The sequence below is a fragment of the Polaromonas sp. P4_F4 genome (genome assembly GCF_056401355.1).
The window spans coordinates 17,663-33,581 of sequence record NZ_JBFUJO010000005.1 but is presented as its reverse complement, the minus strand read 5'-3'; the positions used below and the strand labels follow the sequence as shown (position 1 = coordinate 33,581).

At 61.1% G+C, this 15,919-nt stretch carries 17 protein-coding genes; 8 read left to right on the top strand and 9 right to left on the bottom strand.

From position 1 onward, the window contains the following. Window positions 1-89: 89 nt before the first annotated feature. From pilB to AC1DUR_RS07275, 7 genes are all read left to right on the top strand, one after another. Window positions 90-1,826 (top strand): type IV-A pilus assembly ATPase PilB, encoded by a 1,737-nt coding sequence (pilB, locus tag AC1DUR_RS07305; RefSeq protein ID WP_477717743.1) that lies wholly within the window; start codon window positions 90-92, stop codon window positions 1,824-1,826. Window positions 1,827-1,907: 81 nt separating this feature from the next. Then, on the top strand, window positions 1,908-3,125 hold the full coding sequence (locus AC1DUR_RS07300) for a type II secretion system F family protein (protein ID WP_011481800.1): 1,218 nt from the start codon (window positions 1,908-1,910) through the stop codon (window positions 3,123-3,125). After that, window positions 3,125-3,988 carry a prepilin peptidase gene (locus AC1DUR_RS07295; protein ID WP_477717744.1) on the top strand — a complete coding sequence of 288 codons (864 nt, stop codon included), beginning with the start codon at window positions 3,125-3,127 and terminating at the stop codon, window positions 3,986-3,988. Before AC1DUR_RS07300 ends, AC1DUR_RS07295 begins: the two co-directional genes overlap by 1 nt. A gap of 4 nt (window positions 3,989-3,992) precedes the next feature. Then, window positions 3,993-4,616 carry a dephospho-CoA kinase gene (coaE, locus tag AC1DUR_RS07290; RefSeq protein ID WP_477717745.1) on the top strand — a complete coding sequence of 208 codons (624 nt, stop codon included), beginning with the start codon at window positions 3,993-3,995 and terminating at the stop codon, window positions 4,614-4,616. 43 nt (window positions 4,617-4,659) lie between these two features. Further along, a complete protein-coding gene (gene zapD / locus AC1DUR_RS07285) occupies window positions 4,660-5,415 on the top strand; it encodes a cell division protein ZapD (RefSeq protein WP_477717746.1) in 756 nt (251 codons plus the stop codon). Window positions 5,416-5,455: 40 nt separating this feature from the next. Next, window positions 5,456-5,662, top strand: coding sequence for a DNA gyrase inhibitor YacG (locus AC1DUR_RS07280; RefSeq protein WP_477717747.1), 207 nt, complete (start codon window positions 5,456-5,458; stop codon window positions 5,660-5,662). An 85-nt stretch (window positions 5,663-5,747) separates the two neighbouring features. Beyond that, complete coding sequence (locus AC1DUR_RS07275; RefSeq protein ID WP_477717748.1) at window positions 5,748-6,023, top strand: hypothetical protein; 276 nt, start codon at window positions 5,748-5,750, stop codon at window positions 6,021-6,023. A 63-nt stretch (window positions 6,024-6,086) separates the two neighbouring features. Here AC1DUR_RS07275 and grxD read toward each other — a convergent pair whose 3' ends face one another. The 4 genes from grxD to hemA form a co-directional block, all read right to left on the bottom strand. After that, a complete protein-coding gene (gene grxD, locus AC1DUR_RS07270; RefSeq protein ID WP_477717749.1) occupies window positions 6,087-6,416 on the bottom strand; it encodes a Grx4 family monothiol glutaredoxin in 330 nt (109 codons plus the stop codon). A gap of 196 nt (window positions 6,417-6,612) precedes the next feature. After that, window positions 6,613-7,476, bottom strand: coding sequence for a peptide chain release factor N(5)-glutamine methyltransferase (gene prmC / locus AC1DUR_RS07265; RefSeq protein WP_477717750.1), 864 nt, complete (start codon window positions 7,474-7,476; stop codon window positions 6,613-6,615). A 98-nt stretch (window positions 7,477-7,574) separates the two neighbouring features. Further along, a complete protein-coding gene (prfA, locus tag AC1DUR_RS07260) occupies window positions 7,575-8,696 on the bottom strand; it encodes a peptide chain release factor 1 (RefSeq protein WP_477717751.1) in 1,122 nt (373 codons plus the stop codon). Between the two features lie 105 nt (window positions 8,697-8,801). Continuing rightward, window positions 8,802-10,082 carry a glutamyl-tRNA reductase gene (hemA, locus tag AC1DUR_RS07255; RefSeq protein WP_477717752.1) on the bottom strand — a complete coding sequence of 427 codons (1,281 nt, stop codon included), beginning with the start codon at window positions 10,080-10,082 and terminating at the stop codon, window positions 8,802-8,804. 98 nt (window positions 10,083-10,180) lie between these two features. Between hemA and AC1DUR_RS07250 the strand changes: the two genes are divergently transcribed. Next, window positions 10,181-10,486 (top strand): hypothetical protein, encoded by a 306-nt coding sequence (locus AC1DUR_RS07250; protein ID WP_477717753.1) that lies wholly within the window; start codon window positions 10,181-10,183, stop codon window positions 10,484-10,486. A gap of 150 nt (window positions 10,487-10,636) precedes the next feature. Here AC1DUR_RS07250 and ugpQ read toward each other — a convergent pair whose 3' ends face one another. The 5 genes from ugpQ to ugpB all read right to left on the bottom strand — a co-directional run bounded on the left by ugpQ (window position 10,637) and on the right by ugpB (window position 15,708). Continuing rightward, window positions 10,637-11,416 (bottom strand): glycerophosphodiester phosphodiesterase, encoded by a 780-nt coding sequence (gene ugpQ, locus AC1DUR_RS07245; protein WP_477717754.1) that lies wholly within the window; start codon window positions 11,414-11,416, stop codon window positions 10,637-10,639. Then, window positions 11,413-12,435 carry a sn-glycerol-3-phosphate import ATP-binding protein UgpC gene (locus AC1DUR_RS07240; RefSeq protein ID WP_477717755.1) on the bottom strand — a complete coding sequence of 341 codons (1,023 nt, stop codon included), beginning with the start codon at window positions 12,433-12,435 and terminating at the stop codon, window positions 11,413-11,415. The genes ugpQ and AC1DUR_RS07240 overlap by 4 nt, the downstream gene beginning before the upstream one ends. Window positions 12,436-12,500: 65 nt before the next feature. Further along, window positions 12,501-13,352 carry a sn-glycerol-3-phosphate ABC transporter permease UgpE gene (gene ugpE / locus AC1DUR_RS07235; RefSeq protein ID WP_477717756.1) on the bottom strand — a complete coding sequence of 284 codons (852 nt, stop codon included), beginning with the start codon at window positions 13,350-13,352 and terminating at the stop codon, window positions 12,501-12,503. Between the two features lie 63 nt (window positions 13,353-13,415). Continuing rightward, the gene (ugpA, locus tag AC1DUR_RS07230; protein WP_477717757.1) at window positions 13,416-14,297 is read right to left on the bottom strand and encodes a sn-glycerol-3-phosphate ABC transporter permease UgpA; all 882 of its coding nucleotides are present in this window, start codon (window positions 14,295-14,297) and stop codon (window positions 13,416-13,418) included. 97 nt (window positions 14,298-14,394) lie between these two features. After that, a complete protein-coding gene (gene ugpB / locus AC1DUR_RS07225; protein ID WP_477717758.1) occupies window positions 14,395-15,708 on the bottom strand; it encodes a sn-glycerol-3-phosphate ABC transporter substrate-binding protein UgpB in 1,314 nt (437 codons plus the stop codon). Window positions 15,709-15,919 lie beyond the last annotated feature (211 nt).

Genomic DNA, 15,919 nt, shown 5'->3' with positions numbered 1-15,919 from the left:
CGACGCTTGGGGGCGGGGCGGGGGCGTTTTCGATTTACACCGTGTTATCTATCGACGATGATACCCATTTGGGCTAATTTCAAAGATTCATGGCCGCTGTCGATACCGCTATCAATGAACCCCCCGCCTTGGCATTGCCCGGATTGGGCCGGGCATTGGTGGTGGCAGGCAAGCTGGGCCAGAAGGCCGCTGAAGACATCTTTCGCAAGGCCCAAAGCGGGCGTACCAGTTTCATTGCCGAGCTGACCGGTTCGGGGGCAGTGTCCGCCATTGATCTGGCGCACATCATGTCTACCTCGTTCGCTGCGCCCTTGCTGGATCTGGAGGCCATCGACGTTCTGCGCCTGCCCAAGGGCCTGCTCGACACCAAGATTTGCACGACTTACCGCATTGTCGTGCTGAGCAAGCGCAATAACCGCCTGATCGTCGCAACGGCAGATCCCTCCGACCAGGAAGCGGCGGAAAAGATTAAGTTTTCCACCCAGATGGGTGTGGACTGGGTGATCGCCGAGTACGACAAGCTGTCCAAACTGGTGGAGACGTCGAGTACCACGGCTGCCGAGGCCATGGAAAGCATCATTGGCGATGATTTCGAATTCGATGAATCCACGGTGGATTCGGGAGCCGCTGAGGACAACGATGCCAGCGTCTCGGAAGTCGAGGATGCACCGGTCGTCAAATTCCTCCAGAAGATGCTGCTCGATGCCTTCAGCATGCGGGCTTCTGATTTGCACTTTGAGCCGTTCGAGCACACCTACCGTGTCCGTTTCCGAATAGACGGCGAATTGCGCGAAATCGCGTCGCCACCCGTGGCCATCAAGGAAAAACTTGCGGCACGTATCAAGGTGATCTCCAAGCTGGACATCTCGGAAAAGCGGGTGCCGCAGGACGGCAAGATGAAGCTCAAAATCGGCCCGGATCGCGTGATCGATTTTCGGGTCAGCACCTTGCCCACCATGTACGGCGAAAAAGTCGTGATCCGTATCCTGGACCCGAGCAGTGCCAAACTGGGCATTGACGCCCTGGGCTACGAGCCGGTCGAGAAGGAGCGTTTGCTGGCGGCCATACAGCGGCCTTATGGCATGGTGCTGGTGACTGGCCCTACCGGCTCAGGCAAGACGGTGTCGCTCTACACCTGTCTGAATATCCTGAACAAGCCGGGCGTCAACATTGCCACCGCTGAAGACCCCGCCGAGATCACCTTGCCGGGCGTTAACCAGGTCAGCATGAATGACAAGGCGGGCATGACTTTTTCAGTCGCGCTCAAGGCCTTTTTGCGCCAGGATCCCGACATCATCATGGTGGGTGAGATCCGCGACATCGAAACGGCCGACATTGCGATCAAGGCGGCCCAGACCGGCCACATGGTGATGTCAACGCTGCACACCAATGACGCGCCCACTACCTTGACACGCATGCGCAACATGGGAATTGCGCCGTTCAATATTGCATCCAGCGTGATCCTGATCACGGCGCAGCGGCTGGCGCGGCGCCTGTGCGTCAGCTGCAAGGCGCCTGCCGATATTCCGCGCGAAACGCTGCTGGAGGCAGGATTCAAGGAGGAGGAAGTCGATGGCTCCTGGACACCTTATCGCCCGGTGGGTTGCTCCATGTGCACAAACGGTTACAAGGGGCGCGTCGGCATCTACCAGGTCATGCCTATTTCCGAAGAGATTCAGCGGATAGTGTTGCGCGACGGCAGCGCCCTCGAGATTGCGGCGCAGGCAGAGGCTGAGGGGGTCAGGAGTTTGCGCCAATCCGGTCTGTCTAAAGTTAAACTCGGCACGACCTCCCTGGAAGAGGTTTTGGGTTGCACCAATGTTTAATGGGCGTGCAAAGTTGAACACACTGGTGAGTGACTGTGGCGACGGGATGGCCTGAGGCCGTCCATACAACGAGAAAACATCATGGCAACTGCAGTATCCAAAGGCGTCAAGGAATTTGTTTTCGAGTGGGAGGGCAAGGACCGGGGGGGTAAACCGGTCCGTGGCGAGATCCGTGCCTCTGGCGAGAACCAGGTCAAGTCTTCCTTGCGCCGGCAGGGTGTGTTGCCCACCAAAATCAAGAAACGCAGCATGCGCTCGGGCAAGGCCATCAAGCCCAAGGATATTGCCATCTTTACCCGCCAGCTCGCCACGATGATGAAGGCCGGCGTGCCCCTTTTGCAGTCATTTGACATCGTGGGTCGCGGCAACCCCAACGGCAGCGTGACCAAACTGCTCAACGATGTTCGCACTGATGTGGAAACCGGTACCTCGCTGAGCGCTGCGTTTCGCAAATACCCGCTGTATTTCAACGCCCTGTATTGCAATCTTGTCGAGGCGGGTGAAGCCGCCGGTATTCTGGAGTCCTTGCTGGACCGCCTGGCGGTCTACATGGAAAAGACCGAGGCCATCAAGTCAAAAATCAAGTCCGCCCTGATGTACCCCATCTCGGTGGTCGTGGTGGCTTTTGTGGTGGTGGCGGTGATCATGATTTTCGTGATCCCGGCCTTCAAGGAAGTGTTTACCTCGTTCGGGGCGGATTTGCCGGCACCCACGCTGTTCGTGATTGCCGTCAGTGAATTCTTTGTGGCTTACTGGTGGTTGATTTTTGGCGGTATCGGCGGTTCCTTGTATTTTTTCATGCAGGCCTGGAAGCGCAATGAAAAAATGCAGAAGTTCATGGACCGGCTCCTGCTCAAGGTGCCTGTGTTTGGGCCCCTCATTGAAAAGTCCTGCATTGCCCGCTGGACCCGTACCCTCTCGACCATGTTTGCGGCCGGTGTGCCGCTGGTGGAGGCCCTGGATTCCGTGGGGGGCGCATCGGGTAATTCCCTCTATGCCGATGCCACCGAAAAAATCCAGCAGGAGGTTTCGACAGGTACCAGCCTGACGGCTGCCATGGGCAATGCCAACCTGTTTCCCACCATGGTGCTGCAGATGTGCGCCATTGGCGAGGAGTCCGGCTCGGTCGACCACATGCTGGGCAAGGCCGCCGATTTTTATGAGGCGGAAGTTGATGAAATGGTGGCCGGCCTGTCCAGCCTGATGGAGCCCATCATCATCGTGTTTCTGGGCACGCTGATTGGCGGTATTGTGGTCTCCATGTACCTGCCCATTTTCAAGCTGGGCCAAGTCGTTTAATGACGACGGGATCGGGACTGGGTTTAGGGCCGGAGATCGATGCCCTGCTGGCCGGTTTTTTTGGCCTGCTCATTGGCAGCTTCCTGAACGTCGTAATCTATCGCCTGCCCAAAATGATGGAGCGGCAATGGGCGCAGGAATGTGCCGACCTGGCCGGAAACCCAGTGGAGCCCGGAGAGAAATTCAATTTGCTGGCACCGCGATCGCGTTGCTCCAACTGCGGCCATGTCATACGCTGGTATGAGAACATCCCGGTGGCGAGCTACCTGTTCCTCAGGGGGAAGTGCGCGGTGTGCGGGACGCCCTACGGCGTGCGCTATCCCATCGTGGAGGCGGTGACCGGCGCCCTGTTCTTCTTTTGCGCATGGCGTTGGGGCTGGTCGCTGGCTGCGCTGGTCTGGTGCGGATTCTCGGCGGCGCTCCTGGTGCTGGCGCTGATTGACTGGGACACGACCTTGCTGCCGGACGACATCACCTTCCCCTTGCTGTGGGCCGGACTGATCGTGGCGGCGCTGCAGTGGAATCCGGCCGTCAATCTGTACTCCGCCCTGTGGGGTGCGGTCGCCGGCTATCTCTCCCTGTGGCTGGTGTACTGGGCGTTCAAGCTGGTGACCGGAAAAGAAGGCATGGGTTACGGAGATTTCAAATTGTTTGCGGCACTGGGCGCCTGGTTTGGCTGGCAGGCACTGATCCCGATGATCCTGATGGCCTCCGTTATTGGCGCCGTCATCGGTATTGCGCTGAAGTTTTCCAGTGGACTGCGCGAGGGCGGTTACGTGCCATTTGGTCCTTTCCTGGCAGGTGCGGGATTTACCGCCATGGTGTTCGGGCCTCAATCGATTTTGCAGTTTGTGGGCTTGTGATGCCATGCCCTTCGCAGCCCAGCGCATCGGACTGACTGGCGGCATAGGCAGCGGCAAGAGTACGGTAGGCCGTCTGTTGGTGGCCAGGGGCGCGACGCTGGTCGACGCAGACGCCATCGCCCGTCAGGTGACGGCGCCCGGGGGCGCTGCGATCCATGAAATCCGCCATCGGTTTGGAAGTGCGGCCATCACAGCCGACGGGGCCATGGACCGTGACCGGATGCGCCAGCTTGCCTTCAACGACCCGACAGTCAAGCAGCAGCTGGAAGCCATCATTCACCCCTTGGTGAGTCAGGAAACCTTGCGGCAGTACGAACACGCGGTGCGGGCAGGCAGTTCATGCATCGTCTTTGACATTCCCTTGCTGGTCGAGTCGGGGCGCTGGCGGCAGCAGCTGGACCGGGTTCTGGTGGTGGACTGCAGCGAAGCCACCCAGATAGCCCGGGTCGTGGCCCGAGAAATGGGCCGCAGCGGCTGGACGCGTGATGTCGTTGAAAAGATTATCGCTGGCCAGGCCAGCCGCGCGCAGCGGCTCGCGGCAGCCGACATCTGTCTATACAACGACAGCCTGTCCCTTGAAGCCCTTGGCTTGCAGGTCAGGCAGCTGGCGAGCCGCTTCGGGCTATGATGCGCAGACTAGCATCCCCAATGAAGTTGACGAAAATAGCGCTGTGATTCTTTACGAGTATCCTTTTAACGAACGCATACGCACCTATTTGCGCCTGGAGCACCTGTTCCGCCGCCTGGGTGAACTGGTGGAGCGGGAGAGCCCGACGGATCATCACTATGCCATCACGACCATATTCGAAATCATGGATGTGGGTGCCCGGGCGGATTTGAAAACCGATGTGCTCAAGGACCTCGAAAAGCAGAAACATGTGCTGAATGGTTACCGCGGCAATCCGGCCATTTCCGAGGCGGTGCTCGATGAAGTGACGGGGCAGCTTGAGGGCTGTTTTGCTGCCCTGAACAACCTTCCGGGCAAGGCTGGGCATTCGTTGACCGAAAACGACTGGCTCATGAGCATACGCAGCCGTGTCGGTATTCCGGGCGGAACCTGCGAGTTTGATTTGCCGGCCTACTATGCATGGCAGCATCTGGCTTCCGCCACGCGCCAGCGCGATTTGCAGCGCTGGGTGGCGCCACTCGTACCGCTGGCTGAATCCATACGCGTGCTGCTGACGCTTTTGCGCGACTCGGGTGCACCGCAAAAAGTGGTGGCGCCGGGGGGGCAATACCAGCAGACGCTGCCGCAGGGACGCACCTTCCAGCTGCTGCGCCTGCGCATTGACCCTGCAAAGGGGCTGATTCCCGAAATCAGCGGCAATCGCCTGATTGTGTCGGTACGCCTGATGCGCCACGAGAGCGATGACCGGCTGCACGCGAGCACAGATGATTCGACGTTTGAGTTGACGCTTTGCTCCTGACCGGTTGATTTTTGCAGAACCGTTTGAGGTCATGTCAGCCATGAATGAAGACCCGATACCCGTCAAGCGGGTGGTATGCCCCGGCTGCGGCGGTCAAAGCATCTATGCACCGAGCAATCCCTTCCGGCCCTTTTGCAGCGAGCGCTGCAAAAACATCGATTTGGGCGCTTGGGCCAGCGAGGGGTTCAGGTTGCCGGCGGACGCCCCGCCTGATAATGAAAACCCTGGTGACCCCAGGCTGCAATAAGCTTTAGAGCCGCAAGCGGCGTAGAACCGCATCAAGAAGATCAAGAAGATCAAAAAGGTTTGGAAGAGGAAGAGAGGGAGAGGAAATGAAGAAGTCCGTTATCTGGCCGGCACAGGCCGTCCTGGTCGTCGCCGCGCTGATGCAGGGCACGGCGCACGCCCAGCCTGCAGAGCCTGCACAAACCGGAAATAGGCCTGAAAAAGCCAAATCCGGCAAAAAAGCAGCCAAAACCCCAACCCGGGGCAGCAAGGTCAAGTTCATGCCCGGATCCGAAGAGACGGTCAGCCAGCGCGTGGCCCGGCTGAAGCGTGAATGCAAGGGGGCTGTGAACGCGGGCGCCTGCGAAGGCTACACGCGCTAACCGGGCGCGCCGTGGGCGCTATGTGACGCTATTGAGGCTACCCCCGGACGGCGTTGAAAGGTCTCAGGCGGCAGTCGTGCCCAGTACCTGCTGGAGTTCGCCGTTCTGGTACATCTCCATCATGATGTCCGAACCGCCAATGAACTCGCCCTTCACATACAGCTGGGGAATGGTGGGCCAGTTGCTGTATTCCTTGATGCCGTGACGGATTTCCTCGTCTTCCAGCACGTTGACCGTCACAGGTTTGTTCACCCCGCAGGCTTTCAGCACCTGGATGGCGCGGCCTGAAAAGCCGCACATCGGGAACTGGGCCGTGCCTTTCATAAACAGGACGACGTCGCTGGATTTGACGATCTGGTCAATGCGTTGCTGGGTGGTGTCGCTGGTGCTCATGGTGAAATCCTTTGGAATGGGCGCTAAGGGCCCGTGCAGGGTCGAAAAACAGACGTTTTCCGCCGGGCCGTTCTTTAATATATGGAATCCGGGAATCAGAATTCAACGGTCTGAAGAACCTGATTATCCCGCTGTTTGAAACCGGGTGCTGGGCGCTACCCGCCCGTCCGGACCTTACGGCCTCCGCGCGGGATACTTAGCCTGGCCATTGGCCGCCCGAGCAGCGCGCGATGCCGGCCAGGTCCGGCCGGCTCTGGACCTGCGAAAAGCCCTGCTCCGCGAGGAGACCGCGTACCGCAGCGGCCTGGTCATAGCCGTGCTCCAGCAGGAGCCAGCCGCCGGGCTCCAGGTGTCCCGGCGTCTGCGTCACAATTTTCCGGATATCTTCCAGCCCGTCTGTACCCGCTGCCAGCGCCGGAAAAGGCTCATGCGCCAATGCCACCAGGTGCGGGTCGGCGCTGGCGATATAAGGCGGATTGCTGGCGATCAGGTGAAAGTGTCCACTAACTTCTGTCAGCCAGTCGCTCTCCCGGAAATCGAGCTCCAGCTGGAGGCGTCGGGCGTTTGCACGGGCCACGGCCAGCGCGTCGGCACTCGCGTCCACGGCAACCACCCGGGCCTCCCGGCCGGCCGCTTGCAGGCTGTGCGCGATGGCCAGCGCAATGGCTCCGCTGCCGGTGCCCAGGTCAAGAATTTGCGGCCGTGCCGGCATGGTCGGCGCCTGCAGCACCTCCAGCGACCAATGCACCAGCGTTTCGGTGTCGGGGCGGGGCACCAGCACCCGGGCGTCGACCTGCAGGTCCAGGCCAAAAAACTCCTTGCTGCCGACGATATAGGCCAGGGGCTCACCGCTGGCCCGGCGCAGGCTGAATGCCCGCAAGCGCCCGGCGACCCCTTCCGTCAACTCATCGGTGTCATGCGCCAGCAGCCAGGCCCGGTCGGTGGCGGGCTTGCCCAGCGCGTGCAGCAGCAGCAACTGGGCGTCCAGCCGATCCAGCCCGAGTGCCTGGGCGGCACCCAGGGCTTGGGCGCAGGTGGGCTGGCGTTGTGGATGGTTCATCGGACAGCCTTGCATTTGCTATAAGAGAAATAGCTGCTTGTTCTCATAAAGATGGGGTTAGAGGCTGATTTGACGCGTGAGGAGCGGCGATCAACCGCTTAAAAGCCGTTGTTGGCGGTTTCCAGCTCGGCCAGCTGTTCGGCGCCGCGCGCCACCTGCAGCGCCGTGATGACATCGCCCAAATCGCCTTCCATGATGGCCAGCAGCTTGTACAGCGTCAGATTGATGCGGTGGTCGGTCAGGCGGCCCTGCGGGAAGTTGTAAGTGCGGATGCGGTCGCTGCGGTCGCCCGTACCGACCAGGCCCTTGCGCAGCGCCGCGTCCTTGGCGGCGCGCTCGGCGCGGTCTTTTTCATGGATGCGGGCGGTCAGCACCTTGAGCGCCTGGGCCTTGTTGCTGTGCTGGCTGCGGCCCTCCTGGCATTCGGCGACGATGCCGGTCGGGATGTGCGTGATGCGCACCGCCGAGTCGGTCTTGTTGATGTGCTGGCCGCCGGCGCCGCTGGCGCGGTAGGTGTCAATGCGCAGGTCGGCCGGGTTGATCTGGATGGCCACGGCCTCATCGGGCTCCGGCATTACTGCCACGGTGCAGGCGCTGGTGTGGATTCGGCCCTGGGTCTCGGTGGCCGGCACGCGCTGCACACGGTGCCCGCCCGACTCAAAGCGCAGCTTGCCGTACACGCCCACGCCCGTGGCATCGGTGGGTCCGTCCACGCGCAACACCACCTCCTTGTAGCCGCCCAGTTCGCTGGATGATTCGCTGATGATCTCGACCTGCCAGCGGTTGCGTTCCGCGAAGCGCGTGTACATGCGAAAGAGGTCGCCGGCGAACAGCGCCGACTCGTCACCGCCCGTGCCGGCGCGGATTTCAATAAAGGCCGCCCGCGCGTCGTCCGGGTCTTTGGGAATCAGCATGAGCTGCAGGGCTTCATCGAGCCGGGCGACATCCAGCTTGGCGGCAGCGATTTCCTCTTCGGCCATGGCGGCCATTTCGGGGTCGTCTTTGGCTTCCGCCAGCATGCCCTCGGCACTGACCAGGTCGGCCTCGCGGCTGGTGAGCCGGGTGTATTGCTCGGCCACCACGCTGGCTTCGGCATGCTCCCGGGTCAGGGCGCGAAAACGGTCCAGATCGCTCACGACGTCGCTGGCGGACAGCAGGGAGTCCAGTTCATGCAGGCGCAGCAGCTGACGGTCCAGGGTTTGGCGGAGAAAGGGTTTCATCGAGTCGAAGGCCGGAGTGGCGAAAAAATCAGGGAGAGCACACCGGCGAAGCCGCCGGCAGGAAAGCAGCCGTTCTGGCGGCTGCGGCGGCGCGGAAGGCCGGCGCTAACGCTCTTTGTGTTCTTTGGGCAGTTGCCCGCGCAAAAACAGCCTGGACACCGTGTTCGCCGTGACCTCGCGGCTGGCGGCGTCACCCGCGTGCAATTCGGCCAGGGCGCCGTGCAGCATTTTCTGTGTGAGGCCGCGCGTCAGCGCATCCAGCACGGCATCCATAGGCTCGCCCTTGGCCAGCAGTTTTTTGGCCCGGGCAATTTCCGCGGCGCGCCACTCGTCGGTTTGCGCATTGAGCTGCTGGATCAAGGGCACCGTGCGGCGCTGGCCCAGCCAGTGCATGAAGTTCTGCACGCCGGCATCAATGATGACCTCGGCCTGGGCCACGGCGGCCTGGCGGTTGTCCTTGCCAGTCTGGACGACGTGCGCCAGGTCGTCCACGGTGTAAAGGTAGATGTCGGGCAGGGCCTTGACCTCGGGTTCGATGTCGCGCGGCACGGCCAGGTCGACCATGAACATGGGGCGGTGTTTGCGCAGCTTGACCGCACGTTCCACGGCGCCCAGGCCAATGATGGGCAGGGTGCTTGCCGTGCAGCTGATCACCGCGTCAAACTCGTGCAGGCGGCTGGGCAGATCGGCCAGGCGCATGACTTCGGCACCGAAGCGGCTGGCGAGCTTTTCGCCGCGCTCCAGCGTGCGGTTGGCAATCGCCATAGACCTGGGGTTTTTGGCGGCAAAGTGGGTGGCTGCCAGGTCGATCATTTCACCGGCGCCGACGAACAGCACCTTGATGTCGCCCAGGTTTTCAAACAGCTGGCCGGCCAGCCGCACGCTGGCGGCCGCCATGCTGATGCTGTGCGCGCCAATCTCCGTGCTGGTGCGTACTTCCTTGGCGACGGCGAAGGAGCGCTGGAACAGCTGGTGCAGTGTGCTGCCCATGGCGCCCGCGTCCTCCGCGGCACGCACCGCGTCTTTCAGCTGGCCCAGAATCTGCGGCTCGCCGAGCACCATGGAGTCGAGCCCACTGGCGACGCGGAAAGCGTGGCGGGCTGCCTGGTCGTCCTGCAGTGTGTAGGCGTGCGAACGCAGCAGGGCAGGCGAGACGCCGCCGTTGTGCGCCAGCCACTCCAGCGTGTGTTCCAGATCGTTGTGGTCGCCCGCGCAATAAATCTCGGTCCGGTTGCAGGTCGAGAGCAAGGTGGCCTCGGGCTGGCGGGCCAGCGATTCGCGCAAGCCGCGCAGCGTGGGCTCGATTTGGTCCAGGGCATAGGCGAATCGCCCGCGCAAATCGAGCGGTGCGGTGGTATGGTTTAGCCCCAGGGCCCAGACTGACATCTCCCGATTATAAAATTGAAGCGCGGGAGGGTCATTTGGCCTGGATCAATCACCCTTCAGAGCCTTTTGGAGGCTGTTTTCAGGGCTTGCCCGTGACTTTGACCGCCGCCGCCATGACCGCTTACCTGCTGACCAACCACTTGCTCAATTTCATGGCGCCGGCCGCGTTTGTCGCTGTGCTGCTGGTGCTCCTGCCCCGTCTCTTTTCCGGATTTTTTAAATCAAAAAGACCGCTGGCTCAAGCAGTTTGGATGCAGTTTGCTATTGTTTTCGTAGCGGGCATGGCTGTCCTGGTGGCCGGGCTGCTGATCTTCGGCCACGACGGAAAAATGCTGACCTATGCCGCGCTGGTGGTGGTTGCGGCGCTGTGCCAGTGGGTCCTGCTGCGTGGCTGGAAGGCCTGAGGGAATCTCTATAAATTCAATTCCCGGGCGCATGGCCGCGTTGCGCGGTGCTCGGAATCCTCATGCACCCAAGTGCAATCCGGTGTCCTGCGCTCCGGGCGCCTTGCCCTGCATCCCGGGAATTGAATCTCCAGAGGTCCCCCGCGCGGTTTACGAATCAGGCCGGAAGGCATCCACCCGGTCAGTGATGATGCCGTCGGTGCCCAATTCGATCAGCCGGCGGGCGCTGATTTCGTCATTGACGGTGTAGCTGAGCGTCCTGAAGCCGGCTTTTTGGGCCTGTGCCACCGTATCTGCGTTCCAGAGCTTTTGATTGCAGACGATGGCCACGCATCGCAGCTTTGTCGCGGTTTCCAGCCAATTTTCGGGTAGCTCGTCGAGCAGCAGGCCGCGTGGCAGCCCGGGCTGGGCAGCCCGCGCCGCCTCCAGCGCCGCAGGTTGGAACGACGTGAGCAAGGGAGGGATGGCAGTGCTCTGCCACAGTCGGGCCGCTTCATTGGCCACCACGGTGCCGGTGCGGCTTTCGACTCCCGGCGTGGGTTTGATCTCGATATTCAAAAAATAACTGTTGTCGAGGCAGTAACGCGCAATGCTGTCGAACGTGGGCAAGGCTTCACCGGCAAAAGCAGGCGAGTGCCAGCTGCCCGCGTCGAGCTCGGACAGTGCTTCCCAGGGCTGCTCGCCGGCCACGCCCCGGCCGTTGGTGGTGCGCTCCAGCGTGGTGTCGTGCAGCAAAAACGGCACGCCGTCGGCACTCAGCTTCACATCGCACTCGAACATGCGGTAGCCGTGGCTGGCCCCCAGCCTGAACGACGCCAGCGTGTTTTCAGGCGCCAGCTTGCCAGCGCCGCGGTGGGCGATCCAGCGCGGGTAGGGCCAGGAAGCTGAAGCCCCACTGCTCGCTACTTCGTGTGGCGACCCGTTGTTCATGGCAAACGTTTCCCTGTCCCGGCGTCAAACCAGTGCAAACGGTCAGTGCGCGGCGTCACATGAATGGTGGCGCCGATTTCGGGTGCGGACGACAGACTCTCATCGGTGCGTACGATCAGGAACTCGTCACCCATGCGGCAGTACACCAAACGCTCAGCGCCCAGCATTTCAAGGGTGTCAACCTGCACCGCCCAGCCGGTCGGGCCGATTTGCAGGTGCTCGGGGCGGATGCCCAGAATGGTGCCGGGCTTGCCACCGAAGTCAGCGTTGGGGGCGTGCTTGAGGAGGTTCATCGGCGGCGAGCCCATGAAGCTCGCCACAAAGGTGGTGGCGGGGCGGTTATAGACCTCTTCGGGGGTGCCGAACTGCTCCATGCGGCCCGCGTTCATCACGATCATGCGCTGTGCCAGTGTCATCGCCTCCACCTGGTCATGCGTGACGAACAGCGCGGTGATGCCGAGCTCGCGGTGCAGCTTCTGGATCTCCAGCCGCGTCTGCACGCGCAGCTTGGCGTCGAGGTTGGAAAGCGGCTCGTCGAACAAAAACACCTGGGGCTGGCGCACGATGGCGCGGCCCATGGCTACGCGCTGGCGCTGCCCGCCTGAGAGTTCGCGGGGTTTGCGGTCCAGCAGGTGGCCGAGTTCGAGGATTCCGGCGGCCTTGTCGACGCGGGTCTTGATGTCATTCTTCGGAATTTTTGCGATCTTCAGGCCGTACGCCATGTTGTCGAACACGCTCATGTGCGGGTAGAGCGCGTAGTTCTGGAACACCATGGCAATGTCGCGCTCGGCAGGCTCCAGGTCGTTGACCACCTTGCCGCCGATGGCGATCTGTCCCTCACTGATTTCCTCAAGGCCGGCGACCATGCGCAGCAGCGTTGATTTGCCGCAGCCGGAAGGGCCGACGATGACGATGAATTCGCGGTCTGCGATTTCGGCATTCACGCCATGCAGGACCTGCACGGTGCTTTTGCCGGCGCCGTAGCGCTTGATGACGTTGTTCAGCGAGATGGATGCCATGGGTGTTGCGCCTGCTTGTTGTCTTTTCTTGTCATTTTTGTCGTTGTCGTTTTTGTGTTTTCTGCCTATTTCTCGGTATCCACCAGGCCCTTGACAAACCACTTCTGCATCAGCACCACCACGAAGGCGGGCGGCAGCATGGCCAGAATGGCTGTGGCCATGACCACGTTCCATTCATTGGCGGCGTCACCGCCGGCGATCATGCGCTTGATGCCGATCACGACGGGGTACATGTCTTCACTGGTGGTGGCCAGCAGAGGCCAGAGGTACTGGTTCCAGCCGTAAATGAACTGGATCACGAACAGCGCGGCCATTGATGTTTTGGACAGCGGCAGCAGGATGTCCTTGAAAAAGCGCATCGGGCCCGCGCCATCCATGCGCGCGGCCTCTACCAGTTCATCGGGCACCGTCAGGAAAAACTGGCGGAACAGGAAAGTTGCCGTGGCGGACGCAATCAGCGGAATGGTGAGGCCCGCGTAACTGTTGAGCATGCCCAGATCGGAAACTACCTTGTAGGTGGGGCCTATCCTCACTTCCACGGGCAGCATCAGGGTCACAAAAATCGCCCAGAAAAAGAAGTTTTTGAGGGGAAAACGGAAGTAGACGATGGCAAAGGCCGACAGCAGCGAGATCGCGATCTTGCCGAAGGTAATCACCAGCGCCGTCACGAGGCTGACCCACATCATGCGGGCGACAGGCGCGTTGGAACCCGTTCCGGTATCACGGCCGAACAACGCGGCGCGGTAGGTGTCCCAAAAATGGTTGCCCGGCAGCAGAGGCATCGGGGCCTGCACGATTTCCTGCGCGGTATGGGTGGACGCCACGAAAGCCAGGTAGAGCGGAAAAGCGACAATCAAAACGCCCAGGATCATCACTGCATGGGCAAGCAGCCCCAGGGTGGCGCGGCGCTCAACCATGAGGGCGCTCCTGCTGAAATTGCGGCGCAGCAGCCGAGGCTGAACTCATGATGGGCAGGAACATCAGTACACCACTTTCTTTTCAACATACCGGAACTGCACCACCGTCAGGGCAATCACGATCAGCATCAGGACCACCGATTGCGCCGCTGAACCGCCCAGGTCCATGCCCTTGAAGCCATCGTAGTAGACCTTGTAGACCAGGATGGATGTGTCCTGGCCGGGGCCGCCATGAGTGGTGGCATCGACGATGGCAAACGTGTCGAAGAATGCGTACACCATGTTGATCACCAGCAGGAAGAAGGTGGTGGGCGAGAGCAGCGGAAATTGAATCGTCCAGAAACGCCGCCAGGGCCGGGCGCCATCGATGGCGGCGGCCTCGATCAGCGATTTTGGAATCGACTGCAGGCCGGCCAGGAAGAACAGGAAATTGTAGGAAATCTGCTTCCACACGGCGGCCATCACGATCAGCGTCATCGCGTGGCCGGAGTCGAGCAGGTGATTCCAGTTGATGCCCACCTGGTCCAGTGCATAGGCGACCACGCCCAGCGCCGGAGAAAACATGAACACCCACAGTACACCAGCCACGGCAGGGGCCACTGCATAGGGGACGACCAGCAAGGTTTTGTAAAACAGCGCACCCTTGAGGATGCGGTCTGCAAAGATCGCCAGCGTCAGCGACAAAGAGATACCGAGCACCGCAACCAGCACGGAAAATACCGCGGTGGTTTTGAATGAGGCCAGGTAACCCGGATCGTTGAACAGGTTGTCAAAGTTGGCCAGACCGACCCATTCCGTGGAACTCCCAAAGGCATCCTGTAGCTGGAATGATTGCAGCAGCGCCTGCGCTGCGGGCCAGAAGAAAAACACGCTGATCACGATGACCTGGGGAGTCAGCAGCAGCCATGGCAGCCAGCCTGAGCGGAACAAGACGCGTTTTTCCATGGGCTTATTCAAGGTAAACAATCCGCCCGCCAGCAACCGGGCAGGCGGGGGATTGCGGGTTAGCCGTGGTGCAGGCCTGCGGCCGGCGCCGGGGATATCAGGGCTTGTTGGCTTTCTCGAAGCGTTCGAGCTGCTCGTTGCCGCGTTTCACAATGGCATCAAGGGCTTCCTTGGCTGATTTCTTGCCGCTCCAGACCTGCTCCAGCTCTTCATCCTCGATCGCGCGAACCTGTACGTAGTTGCCCAGGCGGATACCGCGGCTCTTGTCGGTGACCTTGCGAATCATCTGTGTCACGGCGACATCGGTGCCCGGTTTTTCCTTGTAGAAGCCGGATTTTTCTGTCAGCTGGTAGGCGGCCGTGGTGACCGGCAGATAGCCGGTACGCTTGTGGCTGGCTGACTGCACTTCAGGGCTGGAGATGTAGTTGAAGAAGGCTGCCACCCCCTTGTATTCAGCGGGTTTCTTGCCCGACATGACCCACAGGCTGGCACCCCCGATCACCGTGTTTTGCGGTGCGCCGGGGACGTCAGGGTAGTAGGGCAGCGGGGCCAGGCCATAGCTGAATTTGGTGTTTTTGGCCACATTGCCGTAGAAACCCGAAGAGGTGTTGATCATTGCGCACTCGCCCGAAATGAAGCTCGCTTCGGGCACATTGCCACGGCCCTTGTAGACGAACAGGCCCTGCTTGGACATGCTCGACAGGTTCTCGATATGCCGCTGGTGCAGCGGTGAGTTGATTTTCATCCGCGCGTCCATGCCGGCCAGGCCATTGGACTTGCTGGCGAATTCGACGTTGTGCCAGGCGGAAAAGCTTTCCAGCTGGGTCCAGCCCTGCCAGGCCGTCGTGAAGGGGCACTTGTGGCCGGAGGCCTTGAGCTTGGCAGCCGCCAGCGCGACTTCGGGCCAGGTGGAGGGCGCCTTGTCCGGGTCCAGTCCTGCCGCCTTGAAGGCGTCCTTGTTGTAGTAAAAAATGGTGGTGGAGCTGTTGAACGGGAAACTCAACATCTGGCCGTTTGGCGCCGTGTAGTAGCCGGCGACTGCCGATATGTAGGCGGCCGGGTCGAATTTCAGGCCGGCATCCTTCATGACCTTGGCTACGGGCACGATCGCGCCCTTGCTGGCCATCATGGTGGCGGTGCCTACCTCGAACACCTGCAGGATGTGCGGCGCGTTACCGGCGCGGAAGGCGGCGATGGCGGCGGTCATCGACTCGTCGTAGCTGCCCTTGTAGGTGGCCACGACCCGGTACTCCTTCTGGCTCGCATTGAAATCCTTGGCCAGGTCGTTGACCCATTCATTGTTAACGGCAACCATGGAGTGCCACCACTGGATCTCTGTTTGCGCCTGGCTCGCCAGGGGGGCAACAAGGGCGCAGGCAGCGATGGCCAGTGCGGAGAAACGGGTTTTCATGAAAACTCCTGATATGGATGCCCCATTTTTTGGGGCTGTTATTGAAATAGGTCAGTCTAGGAACTGTTTGTGACAGGCCGATTTAAGCGATTTGGTGCCTTCTTAACAAGCGGGGTTTCCATGAGGCCATTGGGCCGGGTCCCCGGCCAAACGCCGTGCTGCGGTAACATAGGGCAACAGCGCTGGACGTGGGTCCGAAGCCGCTGATTTT